This is a genomic window from Blastocatellia bacterium (assembly GCA_016713405.1).
GTDB lineage: Bacteria > Acidobacteriota > Blastocatellia > Chloracidobacteriales > JADJPF01 > JADJPF01.
The window spans coordinates 150,260-173,576 of record JADJPF010000004.1 but is presented as its reverse complement, the minus strand read 5'-3'; the positions used below and the strand labels follow the sequence as shown (position 1 = coordinate 173,576).

Here is a 23,317-nt window from a genome sequence, read left to right as displayed (position 1 = left end):
CTACCACTTTGGTTATTAGCTATTGGTATTGGTATGTATTTTGTACTAGACCATGCAAATAAAGCAGCTTTAGTTACACACCCTCCTGTAACTTGGCCCGGTGATAACAATGTTTTACTTTCTAAAGATAAATATACTTTAATTTTATTTAGTCATCCAAAATGCCCTTGTACACGTGCCACACTAGAAGAGTTAGCTAGGTTAATGACTCAATGTCAAAGTCGCTTAAAAGCTTATGCGTTGTTTTCCAAACCTAAAAATAGCTCCCTTGATTGGGAACAAACCGATATTTGGGAAACAGCTAAATTAATTCCTGATCTTGAAGTTAAAATTGACCTTGAAGGTCAAACAGCAGAAAAATTTAATGCCAGTACTTCCGGCCAAGTAGTTGTGTATGATCCTCAAGGTAAGTTACTATTTAGCGGCGGTATTACAAGCGCACGAGGTCATGCTGGAGATAATATTGGTCGTAGTAGCATTGTTGCTTTAGTAAATACTGGAGTATTACCTCAAATAATTACCCCAGTATTTGGTTGTACTTTATGTTTACCTAATTCTGGAAAAAATAATCCCGAAAAATAGAGACTAAATTTTAAGGTGTTACCTATGTCTACTTTAACTAATTCTAGCAATTTTCAACTAGATGCTAGTTCGTCTCTAGATATAGAAATACAAAATAAAATTAATACCAGAACAACAGAACTTTTTGACCAACAACAACAACAAATCTTCCAACGTACTGATCGGTTGTTTTCTAAATTATTAATACTTCAATGGGTAGCTGGTATTATTACTGCTATTTTTATTTCTCCTACAGCATGGACTGGAATTTACCCTGAACTACATATTCATGTTTTGGCAGCGGTTTTTTTAGGCGGAATCATAATTAGCCTTCCTATTTATCTTGTTGCTAGCCAACCTGGTCAACCGGCTACACGTCATTCTATTGCAATAGCTCAAATGCTTTCATCTGCTTTACTTATACATCTTTCTGGTGGTCGCATTGAAACCCACTTTCATATATTTGGTTCACTTGCCTTCTTAGCCTTTTATGGTGATTGGCGTGTTTTGATAACTGCAACCGTAGTAGTAGGGCTAGATCATTTTATTCGAGGTGTTTACTGGCCCCAATCTGTTTTTGGAGTAATAACGGCAGGTCAATTACGTTGGTTAGAACACGCGGCTTGGGTAATTTTTGAAGACTGCTTTTTAGTATTTGCCTGTCTACGTAGCGTTAGTGATTTAGAAGGAATGGCCCATAAAAATGCACAGCTTGAAGCCATTAATGCAAACATTGAAAGAAAAGTGTTGGAAAGAACGGCCCAATTAGATAAAAAGACTGAAGAGCTAGCAAAAAATAACTTGGAACTTGATAAGAAAAACTCTGAACTTGATAAAAATAACTTAGAGCTTGATAAGAAAAACTTTGAACTAGCAGACTTTATAGAACAACTTAAACAATCTAAAGAAGAAATTGAAAAAGCTCATAAAGATTTACTTAAAACTAATCAAGAACTTGTTGAATCTAATCGACGGGCTGACCGAATATTTTCTGCTTTGGCAGAAGCCTTACCTGGCACTGTGCTAGATGAAAAATATCGACTAGATAGCAAAATTGGTAGTGGTGGTTTTGGTGCTGTTTATCGTGCTACTCATCTTGCCTTAGGTCGTCCCATTGCAGTAAAAGTATTTCGCCCAACAGAAGATAATGCTAGTGCTGAAAATTTAGAAAGATTTTTGTTAGAAGGCGTGTCTACTTGTAGAGTAACTCATCCTAATGCTGTTTCTGTATTAGATTCAGGTATTTCTTCTGAAGGTATTGCTTATCTTGTAATGGAACTTTTAGAGGGTTGGTCACTTAATAGCGAAATTAAGGACAAAGGAAAATTATCCATTAATCGTTGCTTAGATATTATTATTCCTGTTTGTGATGTATTAGAAGAAGCTCATAGAAATGGTATTATCCATCGTGATATCAAGCCAGATAATATTTTTCTACACCAAACTAAAGAAGGTGAAATAGTCAAAGTAGTGGATTTTGGTATTGCTAAACTTGTTGATAAAGATGAAAAAACACCTAGTAATCTTACTGGCACAGGAAATCTAGTTGGTACACCTACTTATATGTCACCAGAAAGACTTTCTAATAAACTTTATGATGGTCGTTCTGATGTCTATAGCTTAGGTATATTATTTTATCAACTGCTAGCTGGCTGTGTTCCTTTTGAAGAAGAATATAGTGGTATAGTTGGACTTGTATTAATGCACTTAAAACAAGAACCTCCTTCTTTAAGAGATTTTGACCCAGATATTCCTCAAGAATTAGAAGAAATAGTAATGAAGACTTTAATAAAAGATCCTGAAGGTCGCCTTAGTGCAGCAAAACTTGGTCAAGCTTTAAGAGATTTTGCCCGTAGTAATTCTTATACTTTATCTAACAATATAATTAGTTTAGAAAGAGGCCACTCATCAGTTAATACTGGTTCTTCAAAGCTACCAACAGTAGAATTTTCTCCTAAAACAACAAAAGAAGATAAAATTTCTGATGTGGTAGTTAGCTAATAAATTAGGTATCTCTTAAAGAATAGGCAGCTAGCTTAAGCTAGTTGCCTAAATTCATTTTTAAGGTCTGCAAACATTTTCTCTTTTTCTTCCCTATCTAGCAAACTAGCTTGAAGAGCATTTATTGTTAAGTTTTCTAACTCTGTTTGGCTAAGATGAAAATTGTTGGCTACCTGCCAAAACTCATTTGTTAAAGTGGTGTTAAACATTGGTGGATCGTCTGAGTTAATAGTTATATAGAGTCCAGCATCTAGTAGTTTTGGTAAAGGATGCTGATTAATACTACCTGCAACTTTTAAGCAAACATTACTAGTCGGACATACTTCTAGCGGAATTTGATGCTCTTTAAGATAAGCTACAAGTTCTTTATCTTCTAAACAACGTACTCCATGCCCAATTCTTTTAGCCTGTAAACTTTTTAATGCACCCCAAATGCTAGCCGGGCCTGCCGTTTCACCTGCATGAGGAATGCTAGCTATCCCTGCTTCTAAGACTTTTTCAAAAGCTGCTTGATGTAGTTCTGGGGGATGGCCTGCTTCCGGGCCTCCTAACCCTAGTGCTACAACTCCTTTATCTTTAGCACCTATTACCCAATCTGCAATTAATAATCCTTCTTCAGGGCTAATATTTCGAGCAATATCAATAATTAACCCCATTTTTACACCATATTCTTTGCTAGCCCAAACACGCGCACGATTTATAGCGGCTAATTGATCCTCAAAAGCAATCTGTCTAAATTTATAGTGTGTATAAGCTGTATAAGTAACTTCACTATAACGGATATTTTGCTCAGCTTGCCCAACTAAAAATTCTTTTGTAATTAGTTCAATATCTTCTGCCCTGCGAAGACAAGAGGATATTTTTAAGTATACTTCCACAAAATGTGGAAAATCCTTAAATTTATACCATTCCCGCAGCCCCGCTTCATCATTAGCGGGTAAGTCAATATTATGTTTTTGAGCAAGTTTTAATAAAGTAGCAGGTTGTATTGCCCCTTCTAAATGAACATGTAGTTCTACTTTAGGCATTAAAGTAATAAATTGTTTTAAGTCCATATATTTTTAATTTTTTACTACTCGCTTTTTACTGTGCTTCTTTCTTTTACTTCTTCAGATGTTAATCCATAAATTGGAGGTGTAATAATATCTAGCATTCCTAAATATAAATAAATTTGTCCTCTATGATGGATTTCATGCTCAACCATTGCCCGTAGCCATTTCCATAAAGTTATTGGAATCCCAGCCGGAGTTAAACATTTTTTTTCTAAATCTTCTGAACTTAATTTGCTAAAAATATCCATTGATTCAGAATGTAGGCGGTTAAAAAACTCCATAACCTCTTCATAGCTTTCAGCAAGTTCTTTTCCATGCCCAGGATAACTACTAGGCTTAAATTGTGCATTTTCAGCATACATAAAGCGTTCTATTGTTGCTAAATGCCTAATAATATCAGCAAAAGTAAATTTTCCTTCTTTGTATGTCCAATTAATTTTATCTCTAGGAATTACTTTTATTACTTTTATTGTACGTCCCCTAACTTTTTCAAAATATTCCAAGAATATATTTATATCCTTTATTTCCATATACTTAACAATCCTATATATTTAATTAGTTAGTCTAATTAAGCCCTTGCGAATAGCATATTGCACAAGTCCTGTTACTTCTTTAACTTGGAGTTTACGCATTAGGTTAGTGCGGTGGGTTTCTATTGTCTTAAGACTTAAGTTTAATTTATTGGCAATTTCTTTGTTAGACTTACCTTCAGCAATAAGTTGTAAGATTTCTCGTTCCCGACTTGTTAAACTATCTTTAGTATCCTCACTATCAACTTTACGGACAAAACCCTCTATTAATTGAGTAGCAGCATCTAGGCTTAAAAAGCATTTTCCAGCCTTAGCAGCCTGGACTGCTCGAATTAGGTCATCTTTAGCACTATTTTTCATTAAATAGCCACAAGCACCCAAACGCAGAGATTGAACAATATAAGGCAGGTCTGAATACATTGAGCAAGCAAGCACTTTTATATTGGGGCAAACATCAAAAATTTGGCGCAAAGTATCAATTCCATTAAGTTCAGGCATAGCAATATCAATAATTGCTATATCTGGATAAAGATCTCGTGCCAAACGAATGGCCTCACGTCCATCATCGGCTTCTGCTACTACTTCAATATCTGGTTGGGCTTCTAGTAATGCTCTAATACCACTACGTACTAAAGCATGATCATCTGCTAATAGGATTCTTAACTTTCTCATAGCTACTAGTTTTCCTTCTTGGCAAAGTAACTTGCACCCAAAAACCTTTGTTTGGCCTGGATTCTAAAGAAATTTCTGCCCCTACAATTCTAGCCCGTTCTGACATACCAAGTAAGCCAAAACTATTTTTTCTTTCTGTATCTAAAATACACCCCTTACCATCATCTATTATCGTTAAAACTACCTGTGAATGTTGCTCAGTTAAATCAATAGAAATATTTTTTGCTCCAGAATGTTTAGCAGCATTATTTAAGGCTTCTTGCACAATACGGTAAAAGGCTGTTTCTACTTCTTTGCTTAATGGCCTGGTCAGTTTATCTAGTGATAGATCTACTTTGATTTGAGTACGTTTAGCATAAGCATCCGCATAAGCTTCCAACGCGGCTGAAAGACCAAAATCATCTAAAACTGAAGGCCGCAAATCCCTAGCAACTCTCTGCACATCTTTAGCCGTAGTTTCTACATAAGAACATAAATCTTCAAGCAATTTATTAGTTTTGTTTGACCCAGCATCAGGAAGTGAAGCTACTGCTAGTTCTAGCCCTAATCTAATAGACGTTAAAGCTTGTCCTAATTCGTCATGAAGTTCCCGGGCTAGGCGAATACGTTCTTCTTCCTGTGCTTTAAGCACATAAGCTGCTAGGGCCTGGAGTTGTAGATTAGATTTTTCTAACTCTAATTCTGCTAATTTAGCAACAGCACGTGCAGCTTGTTCACGCATCAATTTTTCTTCTATCTTGCGCTTTTCTGTAATATCTCGAAAAACCAGCACTACCCCTATTACTTTATTTTCTGCATCAAAAATTGGGACTGCACTATTAGAAACTATTTTTTCTTGACCATCTTTAGTAATTAAAACACTAGCTGTTATATGTTCAGTTCTTTTGCCTGTTTCCAAAATTTTTGTTATAACATTACGGCGGATTTTTCTAGTTGTCTCGCTTAGTAGTCTTACGACTTTATTTAATGGCCTATTGATTACTTCCTCTTGAGTAACACCAATTATTTGTTCAGCCGCTGGATTAATTAAAATTATTTTTCCTTCCTTATCAACTGTTATAAAACCATCTCCAATAGATGCTAATGTAACTGCTAATAGCTCTTTTTCTGCTGAAATTGCATCTTCTGTTCGTTTACGCTCAGTAATATCCCTAGAAATTCCAATTACTCCAATAACATTTCCTTGGCTATCCAAATAAGGAGTTTTTGTTGATAAATAAGTTCGTGTAACTCCTGCTGCTGTACCTACATCTTCATATGTATGTATTTGATTTAATTTAATTACTTCTTGATCTCCTCTCATAATTTCACCCGCAGTATCAGCAGAAAACAATTCTGTGTCATCTTTACCTATTACTTCAGCAACTGTTTTACCTAAAAACTTTGCTCCAGAACTATTAATTAATAAATATTTCCCTAGTCGATCTTTAATAAAAATTGCATCCGTCGCACTTTCAATAATTGTTCGTAGTGTTGCTTCACTGTTTTTTAATGCTAGTTCTGCTCCCTTACGTTCAGAAATATCTTGTCCTATACCTATAGTTTTTCCATTAGAAAGACGTTTTAATAGCCAAGATGAATCTAAAAATTGACCATTTGGCAATGTAACTTTTAATTCTTGCCAACCTGATGGAGCTAATAGCATTGGACGATAAAATTTTTTTCTGGACTCTTCATTAGGTAACATTGTAGAAATAAAGGTTTTAGTACCTTCTTTTTTTAGTCTTTCTAGCGTCCATCCAAAAGTTTTTTCCCATTCTCGGTTAACCAATAAAATTTCGCCTTCCTCATCATAATAACCAATCATCAAAGGAATGTTTTCTAATATCATTTGCAGCATTTCTCTTTCTTCTGCTGCTTCTTTAAGCTCTGATAATTGCTTTTTTAACTGTAAATTAGCATGGGAAAGTTCTGTTGTTCGTTCAATAACTCGTTTTTCTAAATCTTGGTAAGCCTTTTGTAAAACTTCTTCTGTTGCTCTTCGCTCTGTTATATCGTTATGAACAACAATTATCTGTAAAACTATTCCTGTTGTATCTTTAACAGGAAAAACTTGTCCTTCTACCCAACGAGGACGACCCTTATAAATTTCTGGTGTTTTGGCAGGATCATAAAATATTGGTGGAAGTGTAACAGACTCACCTGCAAAAGCTCTGTCAAAATAAGACATTGCTCCAATATCTTTAACTTGTTCATCACGAAAAATATTGTAACCTATTATTTGATCTTTACTTACACCCCAAAGTTTTTCTGAAGCTTCATTCATTGTTACAAAATCCCCATTATTATCATAGATTTGTATACTAAATGGAGATTGTTCAAAAATTGTCTGGAATCGGTTTCTACGTAGATATCCGGGGGGTTCTTTAAGAAATTTTTCCGCTTGGAAATTCTTTACTATAGCCAATTCTTTGCGTAACTCGGTAAGTTCAGCAATTAATTCTGCTTTCGTTTTACTAGAAGTTTTTTTGTCCACAATAAATTTAATTAATTTAAGTTAATTTTGTTTAGCAGAAATTCCTAGAGTTTTCATCAAGCGATAAAGATGACTGCGATCTATTCCTATAGCTTCCGCAGTACGACTAATATTACCCTGAAATTCCATCAATTTACGAGTAATAAATTCCCGTTCATAAGCTTCGCTAGCTTCTCTATAACTATTAAAATTATAGTTAATCATCGCCATTTCCATTTTACGCAAGCCTAAATCATCAGCTTCAATTTTTGTTTTCTGCTGCATTATTATTATTCTTTCAATTAATGCACTTAACTCCCGTACATTGCCAGGCCAGTTGTAATTTTGCATTAAATCTATTGCTTCATCAGTAAATTTTTTAGGTCGTAAATTGTTTTTACGACTATGCAACTGATTAAAATGCTCAACCAAAAGTGGTATATCTTCTAAATGTTGTCTTAATGCAGGAAGTTGAAAAGGTACAACATTTAGCCGATAAAAAAGGTCTGCTCGAAAACTACCTTTTTCCATCTCTTCATCTAGTCGTTTATTAGTAGCAGCAATAATCCTAACATCAACATTTATTGGATTTGAGCTACCAACAGGTTCAAAACTCTGTTCTTCTAACACCCGCAAAACTTTTGCTTGCATCTTTAAGCTCATATCTCCAACTTCATCTAAAAACAGAGTGCTGTTATTAGCACTTTCAAATTTACCTCGCTTATTTTGGTAGGCACTAGTAAATGCTCCCTTTATATGACCAAACAACTCTGATTCAATTAATTCTTCTGGCACTGCTGCACAATTCATTGCTATAAAATCATTTTTTGTACGCAAGGATTGTTCATGTAAAGCTTTTGCTACCAATTCTTTACCTGTTCCAGATTCACCATAAATTAATACCCGTCCATTAGTTGGAGCCGCCATAGCAATTTGTTGGCGTAATGCTCGCATTGGCGCACTTTCTCCAATAATTTTACACTCATTTATTAATATATTATTTACTTGTTTCTCTAACTCTATTTGTTGGCGTGCTAAAGCGTTACGGACAGTTTTTACAGTCTTTTCTAGCTGTAAAGGTTTTTCAATAAAATCAAAAGCCCCTAATTTTGTAGTCTTAACTGCTGTTTCAATTGTTCCATGACCAGAAATCATTAGTACTACAATTTCTGGATGCTCTGCTTTGATTTGTTGTAATGTTTCTATGCCATCAATTCCAGGCAACCAAATATCTAATAAAATACAACTAAAAGTCTCTTTGCCTAACAATCTTAAACAATCTTCGCCATTAGAAACAGTTTCAACCTCAAAACCTTCATCCTCTAAAACACCTTTTAAGGCCCGTTGTATTCCTAATTCATCATCAACAACTAATATTTTTGACATTATTTTGCTATCTATTTTCTTAAACTAATTTTACAACCTTTACAAATATCTTTTATTGATTCTATTAATTCTTTATCTGACTTAACTGTAACTAAACTATGTGGTTTAATTCGTGCAATAATATGTCCTGGTAGTTCTACTTCAAAAATAATCTCACAATCCCCCCTATTACTATCTAAAAGTTCATAAAGTTTTTCAACCGTTGTCACAGTAATCACATTAGCATTTACTCTTAAAACAATTTGTCGCGCACTACGTTCACTAATTCCTTCTAAAACCTGCACATCTTTAGTATCAATCGTCATAATACCTTCAGCATCAATGCTTAATATACCGCTAATAATTACAGTTTCCTGCTCTTTTAATTTCCCATTTACTTTATTGTAAGTTTCCGGCCAAATTGTTAATTTAATCGTTCCAAATTGATCTTCTAATTGACAAAGAGCAAAATTATCTCCTTTTTTAGTTTGTCTAACTGTAATAGAAGTAATAATTCCTGCTATTTTAATTGTGCTACTTGTTGGCAAAGTTTTGATTTGTTCCAGGTTGGAAATTGAAAATTCCTTTAATAGCTCGCTATGTTGCTCTAAAGGATGGCCTGTAATATAAAAACCTAAAGTTTCTTTCTCTAGCGATAACATTTTACTTAATGACCAAGCTTCAACATTAGGTAAAGTAGGCTCAACAACTTCTGTTGTTTGTTCTTCAAATATACCAAAAAGCGATTCCTGGCCGCTATTTTTATCACGTTGTAACCTCATACCGCTTTCAGTTGCTGAATCAATAGCAGCAAAATTTCTAGCTCTCCATTCTTCGACACTACCAAATTTCTTTATGCTATCAAATGCCCCTGATTTAATTAAACTTTCAAAAACCCTTTTATTTAAGGCTTTTGACTCTACACGCTCAGCAAAATCATAAAGCGATTTGAAATTACCGCCTTTTTCCCTAGCAGCAATAATTTCTCCTACCGTTGCCTGACCAATACCTTTTATTGCTGCTAACCCAAAACGAATAGAATCACCTTGAGGAGTAAATTTATCTAAGCTTATATTAATATCTGGCGGCAGGATTTTTATATCCATCTGCTTTGCTTTATCAATATAGCGAGCTACCTTATCTAAATCATTGATTTCATTAGATAATGTGGCTGCCCAAAAGTGCGATGGATAATGTGCTTTTAGATACGCAGTATGATACGCTAGCAATCCATATGCAACGGAATGACTGCGGTTGAATGCGTAATCTGCGAAGCCTTCTAAGCTATTCCATAGTTTTTCCAATTTATTTTTATCATGTCCCCACTCTATAGCTTGTGCAAAAAACTTATCTCTATGTGCGTCTAGTTCTTCACGTTTCTTTTTACCCATTGCGCGGCGTACAAGGTCGGCTTCGCCTAAACTATAACCTGCAAGCACTTGGAAAATAGCCATAATTTGCTCTTGATAAACCGGCACACCATAAGTATTTCCCATTACTTCTTTTAATGTATTAATTTCAAAACGAACTTGCTTACGTCCATGACGGCGTTCTATATAATCATCCACCATTCCACTATCAATTGGGCCAGGCCGATAAAGCGCGTTTAAGGCGGCTAAATCTTCTAGTCCGTCTGGTTTCATACGTCGGCACAAGTCTTTCATTCCTTCAGACTCAAATTGAAAGATTGCATCCGTTGCACCATCAGCAAAAAGCTTTAAGGCTTTTTCATCATCTAGCGGAATTAAATTTAAATCTACCCTTTGCTTAAATTCTCTTTCTATAGAACTTAAACAATCTTCAATAACTGTTAAAGTAGTTAGCCCAAGGAAATCCATCTTAAGCATACCTGTTTTTTCCAGGTCATTCATTTCAAATTGTGTAGCAATTTCTTCCTTGGGTGAACGATAAACAGGAACTAACTCATAGATTGGCTTTGGAGAAATTACAACTCCTGCTGCATGAAGTGAAGCATGTCGGGCGCAACCTTCAACCCGTCTAGCCAGATCAATTAGCTTGGCAATTTTTTCATCTGTTTCAACAGTCTTTTTTAAGTCTGGAACTTGTTTAATTGCATCATCAATAGAAACATTTCGTCCGCGAACCGGAGGAGGTATCATTTTGGCAATTTTTTCTACTTCGGCATAAGGCATTTCTAGCACTCGCCCAATATCTTTAATTGCTGCTTTAGATGCCATTGTTCCAAAAGTAATAATTTGGGACACATTTTGCTGACCATAAAAATCACTAACATATTTAATTACTGCTGCACGTCCTCTAACACAAAAGTCAATGTCAATATCAGGCATAGAAACCCGATCAGGATTAAGAAATCGCTCAAACATTAGCGCATATTCCATTGGGTCAACATCTGTAATAAATAGGCTGTAAGCAACCAGACTACCAGCAGCAGAACCACGTCCAGGGCCTACTGGAATACCCTGCTGTTTAGCAAACTTAATAAAATCCCAAACAATAAGAAAATAGCCGGGAAAACCCATTTTCTTAATAGTCTCTATCTCTAAATTAAGCCTTTCTTCATAGCGTTCTAGGCTATGTTTTAGCTTACCTTGAGAAGAAAGTTTTTTAAGTAACTTTAAGCGTTCTGTAAAACCTTCTTTAACAATTTTTTCAAAATAAGTGTCTATTGTATAGCCCTCTGGTACAGGGTAAATAGGTAGGTAATTTTGTCCTTTTGGTAGTTCTAAATTACATTTATCAGACACTTCCATAGTCCTTAACAAAGCGTCTGGGAGTTCTTTACCAAAAACGCCCCACATTTCTTCTGCGCTTCGCACATAATGAAATGGGCTATAGCGCATACGTTTTTCTTCTCTAACAAAGCGTCCTGTTTGCAAACAAATTAGCGCGTCGTGTGCTTCGTGGTCATCAGCAGTTAAAAAATGGCAATCATTTGTTACAACTAAGGGAATTTCAACTTTTTTAGATAGTTCTACTAGTGGCCCATTGATTTGATGTTGTTTATCTATTCCTTGGTCTTGAATCTCAAGATAGTAATTTCCTTTTCCCATAATATCTTGAAACTCAAGTGAAGCTTTGGCAGCCTCATCAAATTTTCCTACTAAAAGTAAGGCTTGAGGAACACCACTTAAACAAGCAGATAAGGCAATTAACCCTTCGCTATGAGTTGCTAGCAACTCTCGGTCAATACGCGGTTTATAGTAATAACCCTCTGTATAAGCTAGCGATGATAGTTTTACTAGATTTTGATAACCAACCAAATTTTTTGCTAACAAAATTAAGTGATTAATCCCTTTTTCCCCATCATGCCCCATACCAGGTGCATCAGCAGATGTTTTCTGATGACGTGAACCCCGCGCAATATAAGCTTCCATTCCAATAATAGGCTTAATATTGCTAGATTTCATAGTGTTATAAAAAGAAACGGACTATAGTCTGTATGTAAATGCAGGTGACAATACTCGGGTTTTGTTTCGGACATAATCAAGCCTTATTATTTTTAATAATTCTTGGCACTCACATGCCAGGTTTTTGAAGTTTCCTTCCTGGGGTGTAAACCCCAAGAAGGAATAATTTTTATAGTTCTGGTAAGGTATATTTTCTACCAGCATTTACCTTCTTTAAATGATCCATCAAAGGCTCAAAATAACGTGCCATAGCTTTAGCACTTAGATCTTCACCTGTTTTTTCTTTTAATACTTCTCGCCAATCTTTAGAACTACCTGGACTCATAATAGATCTTAGAAAATTACCTACTTTGACACTACCATAGTAATTTGTTGCATGTGGGTCTTGTTTTAATATCTTAGTAGCAATATGGTCATGTAGTTGGAAAAGTATTACATAAGAAAGCGCGTAATCATAATATTGAGCAGCATCATCATTGATATGTGTTTTGGTGCAAGCATCACAAAATTCTTCGCCTCGTTGAACTGGCGGCACAATGCCTTGGTATTTTTTAGCTATTTCCCACCAACGGCGGTTATATTCACTCTTAGGTAAGTTTTTTCCATAAAGTTCATACTCAAAATGTGTCATTGTACCAGTTGAAAAAGGAATAAAGACAACATAATTTAATGCTTCGGCTAGTAGAGCTTGTATTTCATCTACTTTAGCATCTTTACTTACTAAACCACGTCCAACTAAAAAAGGTTTTTGTAGTGAAGCAAGCCCCATTAAACTTCCCATAGCTTCATGATATGCACGGTTTGCTCCATTACGTAAAAGTAAAGGAGTGTTTGGGTTTGAATAAGAAATATAATAGTAAATATGCCCTAGTTCGTGGTGTGAAGTTTCATACCATTCTGGATTAGGCTCAACACTCATTAAAGATCGAACATCCCTTTTATTATCCATATGCCAGGCACTAGCATGGGTATTCTTTTTATAGGTTGCATCTGTTGGTAGTGGATAAAGTGATGATTTTGTCCAGAAAGTTTTTGGTAGTGCAGGCCAGCCTAGACTTATATAAAACTGTTCGCCTTGTTTAACAATCCATTCTGGAGATTTATCTTTTAATGCTCCACGAATGTCTAAACCTTCAACTTGAATCATTGAACTCCAATCTTGTCCCCAACGATTAGGAAGCCAATCTGCTGGAAGTTCATCTGGTACTGGAGCATTATATTTTTTTGCAAATTCATAACGCGCATAAGTGTGAAGTTCACGATAAAGTGGACGAAGTTCTTGATTAATCTCATCTACTAGCTTGATCATTTCTTCAGAAGTCATACCATATTCAGAAACTTGATATTCAAAATATGACTTAAACCCTAAAGGCTTGACGGTTGCATTACGTAATTTTTGAAGGTTTTCTAAACCATTTTTTAATTCCTTCCCTACTTCTTTAGAAGAAACCCAAGCCTTACGTCTTTCCTCTAGGTTATTAGAAGTGCGTAAAGCTTCATCTATTTGATTAGGAGTAGCTGATTTACCATCAATCTTAAAATCAAAACCATAGAGTTTTTCTGTTTGTGCAGTATTTGCAGCAATTAGCTCTTTTACAACATCTTTAGCAAGTTCTGGAGTTTCTGCACCAAGGTAAACAATTCTTTCTAGTTGTTTAACTTGTAGAGGAGATAATTTATCTTTTGACTCAAGAAACTTTTGTGCTTTTTCAATATTTTCTTTTTTTCCAGTAAAAGCTGTTAACTTTTCCGCAGCAGCAATAGTAGCTTTTGCATTAGTATCATCACCAGCAACAATACGTGTATTAGATTCCCACTCTGCTAAACTGCTTGCTGTGCGTAGGTCGTTCCATTCTTTAGTGTATTGATCAATAAATTTTTGTGCTTCACCTCTAACAATAAGCCCTTTTGCACTAGTGCTATTGCTAGTATTTACCGCAATTAGCGATAACAACATAAGACATAAAATAACTACACGGATTAAAACTTTCATTACTTTTCCTCTTTTTCGGTTCAAATTTCTTAGATAGATGCAAGAGACGAGGAAAAATTTTCCTCGTCTTAAATCTTACGACTAAAGCTTAATTAAGTGTGAGACTAAACGGAGTGGAACGCACCCCATTAACGATAACAACTAAAAGATTTGTTCCTCGTTTAAGAAATAACTTCTTTTTGTTGCCCATTAAAACTACTTGTGATTCGGCTAATGATAATATTTGGCTATTTTCAATAACTTGACTGTTTATTTCAACTTGTAGTGTAGAAGCAAAATTTTGCCCAACAATAGTTAATCTTTTTGTATTAAATGAAACACCATTTATTGTAGGTGGTATAACTTGATCAACTTTGTTAACAGTTATTGTAATTTGTCGCTCTATTTTTAATGGAGGGTTGCCATTGTCACGAATTTCTAAAACAAGCTTATAAGTTAAGCTACTAGAACCACCTGTGCCAGCCCCAGGAGCAAGAAAAAGTGTCCCTTGTCCATTGCCATCATCCATTAACTTTGCAAAACCTGGTGCATCACCTAAAACTAAACTTACTCTACCATCTCCAAGCGGATCTCTTGTTGTATCAGGATCACTAGCTCGAATATTTATTGTAGAAGTTTCACCTTCATTAAGAGTTATACTAGATAAAGATGAAAGTAGCGACGGCACACGATTATTAATAACTGTTATATTAAAACAACTTGTAGTTTGGTTATTTTGAGAATCCTTAACAATAACACAAGCTGAAAACTCTCCATTATCATTTGTAGTTGGAGTTAGCAAAATACTTTGCTGTCCACAAATAACAAAACTAGGATTATTAGCGTCACAAGTAATTGTTACCGCATCAGCTTCAGGGTCAGTAATTTGCAAATCAATTGTTCTTTGTTCACCACCTCTAATCATTTGATTTGCAATTGCTTCAACCTTTGGAGGTTGGTTTGGTTGAACTTGACCTGCACTAACTACATAAGCATCACTAACAGATGTGACCCCAAAACCTTGAATAGGTGAGCCAGAAGGAATAAAAATTTTATTGTCAATTACTGCTGCTCCAATCCCATGACGTGGATTTGGCATTGGGACTTCGCTGCGCCAAGTATCTGTAACAGGATCATATGATTCATTTTCTGCAAACGTCCCTAAAGCACTTCTTGGATTACCTTCACCCCCAAAAATATAAAGGCGATTATTAAAAACTGCTCCAGCAATACCGCTTCTACCTGTAGGCATTGGGCTACGAGAACGCCAACTATCTGTTAGCGGATCATATTCTTCTAAAGTATCTAAGGTAAAATTACCTGGCCGCCGTCCACCAGCAACATAAAGTTTTCCATTTATTACACCTGCTGCAATATGCTCACGTGGTGTTGGCATTGGGCTAAGTGTTCTCCAAGTATTAGTCTTAGGGTCATAAACATTTAGTTCACCCGTTGCACCTGTTGCTTCTCCACCTACAGCATAAATTTTATCCTCTATTACACCTATGGCTAATGCTCCTCGTCTATTGGGAAGGCTAGCAATTCTTGTCCAACGATTAGTATTAGGATCATAACTAAAAGCTGACGCTACAGGATTAAACCCTAATGTATTATATCCGGCAATTACATAAAGTCGTCCACCTAAAGAAATGGCTGTAGTGTGATGAAGTGGTTCAGGAAGTGGAGCAACAAAAGACCATCTATCAGTTTGAGGATCATAAACTTCTACAGTTGGTGAAACATCTAGCCTAGAATTATTGCTAAAGCCGCCTATTCACTATATTTTTCCATTTAATTCCGCTACACCAACCTCTTGTCTTGCCTCTCCTACGGCTCGTAATCTTACCCATTCTCCTAGTTGAGTTTGGGCAAAAACTACTTGGTTAAATAACATAAATAAACAACATAATATTAAATACTTAATTATATTCATAATTAACCTTATAAACGCTTAAGTGTTTTCAATTAAAGAAATTAGTTGGTCATAAGTTCTAATCACTGAACGGGCAAATAATTCTACTCCAGGTTGAGTTATCATCATTAGGGCATTATTTAGCGCGTAAGCGTAAAATTCTTGTTCATCATGATTAACTATTATTGGGCAAAGACCTGCTTTTTGAGCATAGAAACTAGCCATTAACCTTGCAATTATGCTATTGCCTTGCTCAAATGGTTGTAAGTCTATTATTCGTAGATGTACTAGCCATGCTTGTTCTAGTGGATGAAGTTCTCTAAATGAATCTGTGCTAAACCAGTCTAAGGCATTATCTATTAGCAGTGATACTGCAATAGCATCACAAGGGTCATGTCCTGGAGCAATTATTTTAGCTGCTGTTTGGCGATAAAATCCAGCGCGTGAGTCTATTTCAAACATACTTAAAGCATGTATTTGGCAAACTAATTCACTAGTAAGATTTATTTTAGTTTTATCTAAAGAACTATCCAATAAGCTATTAATACAATTAATTGCATTAACAAGATTTTGTATTTTTGCTGATAGTAGTTCTGGAGTAGGTTGATTAATTAAATCTTCAACTTCTTGAAAAGAAACCTCTAAACCCTCTAATTGTAAATTTTGGGTTATCTGGTTAACAAACAAATATGTTTGTATTTTTTGTTGATTTTTTAAGGGTTGTAACTTAGCTAAAACTTCTTGTTTTTCAGCTACAGTTTTAACCCAATTGGACGAAGGACGATAAGAATCTTGATAAATAGGTAAAGCTGGCATGAAGCATTACTTTCTAACGGCTTAATTTAAATAATTTAAAGCATGTTAGAGAGTTTTGCCAGCTAGCGTCAAGTTTAGCTAATAGAAAACATTTTTGAATACAAACAAATTGCCTGCATTCTATCATTCAATAACTGTTGTTTCTAAAGAAACACTTGTTAAGTAGTCTGTATCCTGGTAAAAATCTATTGTTATTGTTACTTGTCCAGTTTGTACAGCTTTAAGTAAAAATGGTTTAGCTGCTCCGCTACGGTTAACCCCAACATTAAAGCGAGCAAAAATATCTGGTTCAACTTCAAAACCAGGTGCAGCAATATAAATTTCCATAGTTAAATTAGTAGCAGAGTTTAAGTCAGCAAAACTTAAGGGAATTTCACCTTCATAAGGATGAGGCTTTTCTGTTTTACGACCTGTAGCATCTACTTTAGGTAATAGTCCTATTTTTAGTACTGTGCTTTGACCTAATTTCACCTGTGGAAGAATTTCTATATTACTAAAATATGGCAAAACATAACGACCATTAGCATCTCTTTCGACTTCATTACTAGAACCTACTAGAGGTTGAGACTCAGAAACTACTTGCTGTGCTGCTACTGGTTTTTCTACTTCTGTTGCCACAGAAGAAGCGGGTTTAGCGGCTGAAGCACCTGTACGTACTTTAGGTTGAAAGTTGCCTGGTGGTGGCGGCGGTGGTGGCGGTGACATAACATTTGCCCCTACAAAAGAGGCTCTTACTGCACTAGGTAAAGTGTCTTTTTTTATATTGGGATTATTAGGAGTAGGTAGTTGTTTATCGCTTGTCGAAATTGTAGCTCCTAAAGAAACACCTTGACCAATTGGAACTGGTACAGGTATTTGTCCAGGAACTGCACCAATAAATAATCTAACAAAAGTTTCACCTAAACAAAGCTCATCATTGTTTTTTAATAAATAAGGTTTCTTTGGTTGTAATCTTTCTCCACGATTTATATAAGTTCCATTAACGCTATTTAGATCTTCAAGAGAAATTTTATCTCCAGAACGATGAATGATTGCATGACGACGCGAGATTTTACCATCTTTATCAAATGGTGAAAGGTCAATATCTGGATAAATACCTCGGTTATTGTCTAAACGACCAACCAAGCTAGTTTCTTTACCTAATACAAAAGAAAATCTTTGACCGTCTTGACCAACATAAACTAGTGTTACAGGTGCAATAACAACAGCATCTGCTTTTTGAGGTGCACCGCAAGTTTGACAAAAAGCACTACCTACGCCTACTTTATTGCCACACTGACCACAAAAATTGCCTGGGGCTTCTGCTTCTTTTGGAGTTGAAGCAGGAACACTAACGGATTTTGCTCCTGATGTTAATTGATAAAGATGCTGTTGCAAAATATCCCGCATTTCTGCGGCAGAAGCAAAACGATTAGTAGGTTTATGATCTACAGACTTAATTAAAATTTTGTCCATTCCCTCAGAAAGTTTTGGATTAATTTGAGAAGGCTTAGGATTACGATTAAAATCAAACATTAAAAGAGGGTTATCTTGTGGGTCACGTCCTGTTAAAAGATGAAACATTGTTGCACCCAAAGAATATATATCTGATCGAGGTTCAACTTTACCAGCAAAAAGTTCTGGAGGGGCATAACCCATTGTTCCAATTGCAGTCACCCTTTGAGCAGGAGCAACAGAACGAGCAATACCAAAATCTACTAAAACTATTTTATCTCTCTCATCCAACATTATGTTAGCTGGCTTCATATCTCGATAAATAATTTGCGGTTTTTGGTTATGCAAATAACTTAGCACATCAGCTATTTGAATTGCCCATTCAGTAACAATCTTTTCATCAATTGTTCCACCAGAAGCTTTTAATCTTTGTGATAGATCGCCTCCACCAATATATTTCATTACAAGGTAGTAACAACCTTCAGAAACAAAATAATCATAAATTGTAGGAATAGCAGGATGGTCTAAGGCTGATAAAAGTTGTGATTCACGCTCAAAATCTTCAATAGCTTTTCTACGCTGATTCTCTTCCGTATGAACGCCCATCATTTCTTTTACAGCCCGCGATGAGTCTGCTAGTCGCTTGTCACGAGCTAAATAAACACTTCCCATGCCCCCGCCACCAATTCGTTTAACGATTAGGTAACGATCTATCAATAATGACCCTGGATCAAGTTGCAACAATTTTTCCATATGCGCCTTTGATTAATGATGAATTTTATCGCGCTTAATTTTGCTCAAGACTATTAAAATAATGCTTTTGCCAGCAAAAGTCAAAGTAATACTTTACCTTTTTAGGCATTAGTAAAGTAACTATATTTTATGTTTTATTATAAGCTTTTACCAAAATTTTAGTAGCTTGCGTATTTTGCTAATTTTAGCTTGAAACTTGTTTAGGGGCTATATAGTCTGGCTAATAGGATAAAAACTATTTTGAACTTCTGTCAACTTACAAAGACAGATGTTAAGTTAACAAGTTATTTAACATTAAACCCCAAACTTGTTTCGGCTCAAGCTGGCTATGAATACGAGGGGAATGTCCTGTAGTAGATGTCCCTGTCCAGCCTACTTCTAGCTTATTTAATTCAACAATCAAAGCTAAAATGTCAAAGCGAACAAACTCTGATTGTTTAGCAATATCATATTTATATCCATCATTTAACTTACGATAAACAATAGCAATACGGTAAGATTTTTTATAAAGAAGATCAAAAATAAAGCTAGAACTTTCTACCATAATCATTGTCTTATATTCATCAATAATTTGAAAAGTTCTAGGATTTTCTTTTTCTAGAATTAATTCATAGGTACCATTACAGTAATCTGCTACCTGTTGGGCAGTAGCTTTTAGTAATTCTGCTATCTCATTTGCTGTTAATGAATAAAGTTTTCCTTCATTACGAAGCTTCCAAATTGGCCCCATTAAAGCACGAACCTGATTAGAAACGCTCTCTGGCACAGGGTAAGCCGGGCCAAAAGTGTCCAACCGATCTACAACATCTAACAACATTGTAAATTTAGGATTTTTTACTAGCGTTGGATCAAGAAATACTGCACAAGCAAAAACATTACAAGCATGTTCAATATGTGAAGTAACAAATTGACTTGGTACTTGCAAACCTAGTATTATTGCTTCAGCTAATTGCTTAGCAGCAGAACGAAAAGCATATTTAGAAAATTCGGCTAAACGATCAAAACAAAGATTTTCTGGGTCAAGTCGTCCCATTTCAATATTTATTGCATTTTGTAAAATTTGTCCTGTTGGAAGAATATAAATTTCTTTCATGCCTAATTATTAACGTACTTTTTTAGTCTTCTTCTTAATAAAATCATATAATACATACTGTCCTAGATTTACTACGCTAGTGAAATATGCTTTACCATGAGCAATTTCTGTTACTTTTTTAACAAAATCGACTAAATAATAATCATCAGTTAACATAAAAGTATTAATTAAAATACCTGATTTACGACAATTAGCTACTTCTTTTAAGGTTTCCTGAATAATAAGAGGATCAAGTCCCATAGGATTTTTATAAAGATACCGTCCGCTAGCAGTTGGCTCAGCATAATGAAAAGCATGATTTTTCTTGCCCTTAAGCCCACCATCAACAAACATTGCTGAAGGTTTGCCATCGGTAATCATAATAATTTGCTTCATTTCCTTTTGTTGGGCTGAAAGTATTCGTCTTGCTAGTCTTAAGCCTTCTAAAGTGTTGGTATGATAGGGGCCAACTTGTACTTGAGCTAGTTTAGCAAATGGAATTTCTTCTGCGCCATCATGAAATAAAACTACGCGAATACTATCACCAGGGTATTGAGTACGAATCAAATGCGCTAAGGCTAGAGCCACTTTTTTAGCAGGGCTAAAACGATCTTCTCCATACAAAATCATTGAATGGCTACAATCTAGCATTAAAACCGTAGCACAAGAGCTATGATATTCTGACTGATGCACCATTAAATCACGATATTCTAAATTTATTGGTGTTCCTAAACCTTCACGTTTAAGAGCAGAAAGAAGTGTAGCATTAACATCTAAATTTATTGTATCGCCAAATTCATAAGGTTTAGAAACTTCATTTGCTTCAATGCTAGTAGCAAGATGATTAGTGTCGTGACGGCCAATGCTGCTACGTCCAAAGCTGCCAAGCAAATCCCGTAAAGCTTTAAATCCTAGAAAATCCAAGCCTTTATCAGTTAGTTGAAATTTAACACCTTTGGCCCATTCTGGATCTAGCCGACCTTCTTTAGCAAGTTGCTGGCGTAGAGCTTGAACGGCTTCTTCATTTTCTAAGTTTATATAGCCTTCCTTAAGTAATTTCTCAATTAGTCGGTCTAAAAGTTCAGCTAAAACTTCTTCACGAATATTTCCATCCTCATCTTGAAGTTGCTCCATTTCCAAATCAGAAAGCACACCTTGAAGCAGGGCTTGGCGAATAGCTTCGGCTAAATCTGCTAGGCTTTGATTTTGCTGTTTTGGCGTTGAACGACGGCGAGAATAGCCTTGGAAACCACTTTGAAGAAAAAATTCTGTTAGCTTATTTAGCAATTCATCTAAACTTAGTTCTGACCAGTCTAAACCATCCCATTTGGCATATTTGGTAAATTTCATAAACTTTCCCTAACACCATTAATTACTTTGATTTGCAATTAATTCTTTTGCAGCATTAATAGCTTCTGCCAAATTGGTAACTTTTCCATCAAGTTGTAGTTCATAAACAGCACGTGTAATTTGTCCAATTTGACGACCCGGACGTAAGCCTAAGTCTAGTAAATGACGGCCTAAAAGCAAAGCTTGAGGTGCTTCTTTTTCTACACCAAGTTCCAACACACGAGCGCGAAACCATTCTTGAGCATCTGCATTAGGCTCAGGAGCATCCGCAGCATGACGACCAAGCGAGTCTGCTTTTGCTACACGATAAAGCAGTTCCATCTCACATTTTTGTGCTAAACGTCGGAATGCTCCATCTGTAACAGTTTCTTTTTGTTTGTAAAATTGTCCTGGTTTTAGGTGATTTGCTACTAGTCCTATTACTTGCTCACGTACATTATAACCATCAAATGTATGAATATTTAGCCGGTCTAAAAATTGTTCAGTTGGTTTAACTCCTGCTTCCTCGTGTGCTAGTGAGCGAATCCGTCCATTTATTACTTCTGTTGTAGAAGGTTTACCTACATCATGACATAGCACTGCTAACATTATAGTTATTTGTTGTGCTTTAGGTAAATCACTAATTAATTGTGCTGCCTCGTCTAAGGCTTGAAGCGTATGAACCCAAACATCTCCTTCAGGATGCCATTGTTTTTCTTGTGGACAATCAACTAAGGCTTTTAATTCTGGAAAAAGTTGGTCAATTACACCCATTTCTAAAGCTACTTGCCAGCCAATAGACGGACGTTTAGCAAGTAGCAAAAGTTTTTCTATTTCTCCCCAAATCCTTTCACAAGGTAAATCTAAAAGATCTATTGTCCGGCAAAGTGCTTTTGTATCTTCAGAAATCCTAAATTCAAAACGAGCAGCAAACTGCATTACTCTTAGCACTCTTAAAGAGTCTTCAATAAAAGTAGTTGGATCAACTACTCTTAAAAGATGCTGTTTTAGATCTTCTATACCATTATAAGGGTCTATTATTTGGCCTGTTGTTGGCTGGCAAAGTATTGCATTTATTGTAAGATCCCGCCTTTTTGCAGCTTCTTCAATTGTCATGTCGGGATCGCCTACAACTAAAAAGCCGCGATGCCCGCGTCCGGTTTTAGATTCTCGACGAGGCAGACTAACATCTAGCTCTATTCGATTTTCAGCGTGTCCAAAAGCTAATTTATAAACTGTAAAAGCTTCCCCAACGGCACCAACTCGGCCAAATTTAGCTAATACAGCGCGTAATTTCTCTGCATCAATTTGATAGGCTTCTATATCAAAATCTCTAGCAGGTGGTAAGTCTTTGCTACCAATTAAACCTAGTTTTACCATTGCTAGATCCCGGACAAGACCACCAACTAAAAATGCGCGGCCACCTTCTTTTTCAATAGCCGCGCATATTTTTTGGATTAATCCCATTGCTTTTTTACCAGCAAGGTCTAACTCTAATTTCATCTTAAAACCTTAGTAAAATTTACTTATTTTTTAAAGCCTCTTACATGTTGGACTAAAGCACGCATTTCTTCTTCTTTTAATATGCCTGTCCATTTAGGCATTTTACCATCACCATTAGCAATAGTTTCATATAATTCTTGGTCTGATTCGTCAGCTTGCCATTTAGCATCTGTAAAATCTGGCATATCTGGAGAAATTGCTTTTAACCCTTTCCCTTCTGCACCATGACAGAGTTGGCAATTTTTAGTATAAATTTGCGCGATAGCTTCTTTAGAAACATCTACTGTAGCAGCAGGTGTTGCTGCTGGACTTGCTGCCGGAGCAGGGCTTGCTGCTGGGCTTGAAGCTGGACTAGTAGTATTAGTTGGGGTAGTAGTATTAGTATTTCCACCACCACCACAAGCCCAAGTTAGAGATAGAATCACCATAGCTAATGTTAAGACAATTGTTTTTTTATGTTTTTGCATTTTTCCTCCTCTAAGCAGTTAAGCTTTTATATAT

16 protein-coding genes and 1 pseudogene are annotated in these 23,317 nt (G+C 35.8%); 2 read left to right on the top strand and 15 right to left on the bottom strand.

Annotated elements, in window-relative coordinates; all coding sequences use genetic code 11:
• Positions 1 to 33: 33 nt before the first annotated feature.
• Positions 34 to 582, top strand: coding sequence for a hypothetical protein (locus tag IPK14_07025; protein ID MBK7993174.1), 549 nt, complete (start codon positions 34 to 36; stop codon positions 580 to 582).
• Between the two features lie 24 nt (positions 583 to 606).
• Complete coding sequence (locus IPK14_07020; GenBank protein ID MBK7993173.1) at positions 607 to 2,562, top strand: protein kinase; 1,956 nt, start codon at positions 607 to 609, stop codon at positions 2,560 to 2,562.
• 35 nt (positions 2,563 to 2,597) lie between these two features.
• Here the strand turns inward: IPK14_07020 and add are convergent, their stop codons facing one another.
• The 15 genes and pseudogenes from add to IPK14_06945 form a co-directional block, all read right to left on the bottom strand.
• Complete coding sequence (add, locus tag IPK14_07015; protein MBK7993172.1) at positions 2,598 to 3,617, bottom strand: adenosine deaminase; 1,020 nt, start codon at positions 3,615 to 3,617, stop codon at positions 2,598 to 2,600.
• 17 nt (positions 3,618 to 3,634) lie between these two features.
• Positions 3,635 to 4,144 (bottom strand): DinB family protein, encoded by a 510-nt coding sequence (locus IPK14_07010; GenBank protein MBK7993171.1) that lies wholly within the window; start codon positions 4,142 to 4,144, stop codon positions 3,635 to 3,637.
• A gap of 21 nt (positions 4,145 to 4,165) precedes the next feature.
• Complete coding sequence (locus tag IPK14_07005) at positions 4,166 to 4,816, bottom strand: response regulator transcription factor (GenBank protein ID MBK7993170.1); 651 nt, start codon at positions 4,814 to 4,816, stop codon at positions 4,166 to 4,168.
• A complete protein-coding gene (locus IPK14_07000; protein MBK7993169.1) occupies positions 4,785 to 7,292 on the bottom strand; it encodes a PAS domain S-box protein in 2,508 nt (835 codons plus the stop codon). Before IPK14_07000 ends, IPK14_07005 begins: the two co-directional genes overlap by 32 nt.
• A gap of 21 nt (positions 7,293 to 7,313) precedes the next feature.
• Positions 7,314 to 8,657 carry a sigma-54-dependent Fis family transcriptional regulator gene (locus IPK14_06995; GenBank protein MBK7993168.1) on the bottom strand — a complete coding sequence of 448 codons (1,344 nt, stop codon included), beginning with the start codon at positions 8,655 to 8,657 and terminating at the stop codon, positions 7,314 to 7,316.
• An 11-nt stretch (positions 8,658 to 8,668) separates the two neighbouring features.
• Positions 8,669 to 12,025 carry a DNA polymerase III subunit alpha gene (dnaE, locus tag IPK14_06990; GenBank protein ID MBK7993167.1) on the bottom strand — a complete coding sequence of 1,119 codons (3,357 nt, stop codon included), beginning with the start codon at positions 12,023 to 12,025 and terminating at the stop codon, positions 8,669 to 8,671.
• Positions 12,026 to 12,194: 169 nt separating this feature from the next.
• Positions 12,195 to 14,018, bottom strand: a complete 1,824-nt coding sequence (locus IPK14_06985; GenBank protein MBK7993166.1) for a M2 family metallopeptidase — start codon at positions 14,016 to 14,018, stop codon at positions 12,195 to 12,197.
• Positions 14,019 to 14,106: 88 nt separating this feature from the next.
• Positions 14,107 to 15,393: a hypothetical protein gene (locus IPK14_06980; protein ID MBK7993165.1), complete on the bottom strand. Its 1,287-nt coding sequence runs from the start codon at positions 15,391 to 15,393 to the stop codon at positions 14,107 to 14,109.
• Positions 15,394 to 15,672: 279 nt separating this feature from the next.
• Positions 15,673 to 15,771 (bottom strand): annotated as a pseudogene (locus IPK14_06975) (hypothetical protein).
• 177 nt (positions 15,772 to 15,948) lie between these two features.
• Positions 15,949 to 16,725, bottom strand: a complete 777-nt coding sequence (locus tag IPK14_06970; protein MBK7993164.1) for a Fic family protein — start codon at positions 16,723 to 16,725, stop codon at positions 15,949 to 15,951.
• Positions 16,726 to 16,848: 123 nt separating this feature from the next.
• A complete protein-coding gene (locus IPK14_06965) occupies positions 16,849 to 18,912 on the bottom strand; it encodes a protein kinase (GenBank protein ID MBK7993163.1) in 2,064 nt (687 codons plus the stop codon).
• 271 nt (positions 18,913 to 19,183) lie between these two features.
• A complete protein-coding gene (locus IPK14_06960) occupies positions 19,184 to 20,005 on the bottom strand; it encodes a hypothetical protein (GenBank protein ID MBK7993162.1) in 822 nt (273 codons plus the stop codon).
• A gap of 9 nt (positions 20,006 to 20,014) precedes the next feature.
• Positions 20,015 to 21,334: a VWA domain-containing protein gene (locus IPK14_06955; GenBank protein ID MBK7993161.1), complete on the bottom strand. Its 1,320-nt coding sequence runs from the start codon at positions 21,332 to 21,334 to the stop codon at positions 20,015 to 20,017.
• Positions 21,335 to 21,352: 18 nt separating this feature from the next.
• Positions 21,353 to 22,816 (bottom strand): HD domain-containing protein, encoded by a 1,464-nt coding sequence (locus IPK14_06950; GenBank protein MBK7993160.1) that lies wholly within the window; start codon positions 22,814 to 22,816, stop codon positions 21,353 to 21,355.
• Positions 22,817 to 22,839: 23 nt separating this feature from the next.
• The gene (locus tag IPK14_06945) at positions 22,840 to 23,283 is read right to left on the bottom strand and encodes a cytochrome c (GenBank protein ID MBK7993159.1); all 444 of its coding nucleotides are present in this window, start codon (positions 23,281 to 23,283) and stop codon (positions 22,840 to 22,842) included.
• Between the last annotated feature and the right edge of the window lie 34 nt (positions 23,284 to 23,317).

Bases quoted from the DNA above. Each gene is read 5' to 3' on its own strand.
- IPK14_07025 (MBK7993174.1), top strand. From the start codon at position 34: ATGTATTTTGTACTAGACCATGCAAATAAAGCAGCTTTAGTTACACAC.
- IPK14_07020 (MBK7993173.1), top strand. From the start codon at position 607: ATGTCTACTTTAACTAATTCTAGCAATTTTCAACTAGATGCTAGTTCG.
- add (MBK7993172.1), bottom strand. From the start codon at position 3,617: ATGGACTTAAAACAATTTATTACTTTAATGCCTAAAGTAGAACTACAT.
- IPK14_07010 (MBK7993171.1), bottom strand. From the start codon at position 4,144: ATGGAAATAAAGGATATAAATATATTCTTGGAATATTTTGAAAAAGTT.
- IPK14_07005 (MBK7993170.1), bottom strand. From the start codon at position 4,816: ATGAGAAAGTTAAGAATCCTATTAGCAGATGATCATGCTTTAGTACGT.
- IPK14_06995 (MBK7993168.1), bottom strand. From the start codon at position 8,657: ATGTCAAAAATATTAGTTGTTGATGATGAATTAGGAATACAACGGGCC.
- dnaE (MBK7993167.1), bottom strand. From the start codon at position 12,025: ATGAAATCTAGCAATATTAAGCCTATTATTGGAATGGAAGCTTATATT.
- IPK14_06985 (MBK7993166.1), bottom strand. From the start codon at position 14,018: ATGAAAGTTTTAATCCGTGTAGTTATTTTATGTCTTATGTTGTTATCG.
- IPK14_06980 (MBK7993165.1), bottom strand. From the start codon at position 15,393: ATGCCAACACCACGTGAGCATATTGCAGCAGGTGTAATAAATGGAAAA.
- IPK14_06970 (MBK7993164.1), bottom strand. From the start codon at position 16,725: ATGCCAGCTTTACCTATTTATCAAGATTCTTATCGTCCTTCGTCCAAT.
- IPK14_06965 (MBK7993163.1), bottom strand. From the start codon at position 18,912: ATGGAAAAATTGTTGCAACTTGATCCAGGGTCATTATTGATAGATCGT.
- IPK14_06960 (MBK7993162.1), bottom strand. From the start codon at position 20,005: ATGAAAGAAATTTATATTCTTCCAACAGGACAAATTTTACAAAATGCA.
- IPK14_06955 (MBK7993161.1), bottom strand. From the start codon at position 21,334: ATGAAATTTACCAAATATGCCAAATGGGATGGTTTAGACTGGTCAGAA.
- IPK14_06950 (MBK7993160.1), bottom strand. From the start codon at position 22,816: ATGAAATTAGAGTTAGACCTTGCTGGTAAAAAAGCAATGGGATTAATC.
- IPK14_06945 (MBK7993159.1), bottom strand. From the start codon at position 23,283: ATGCAAAAACATAAAAAAACAATTGTCTTAACATTAGCTATGGTGATT.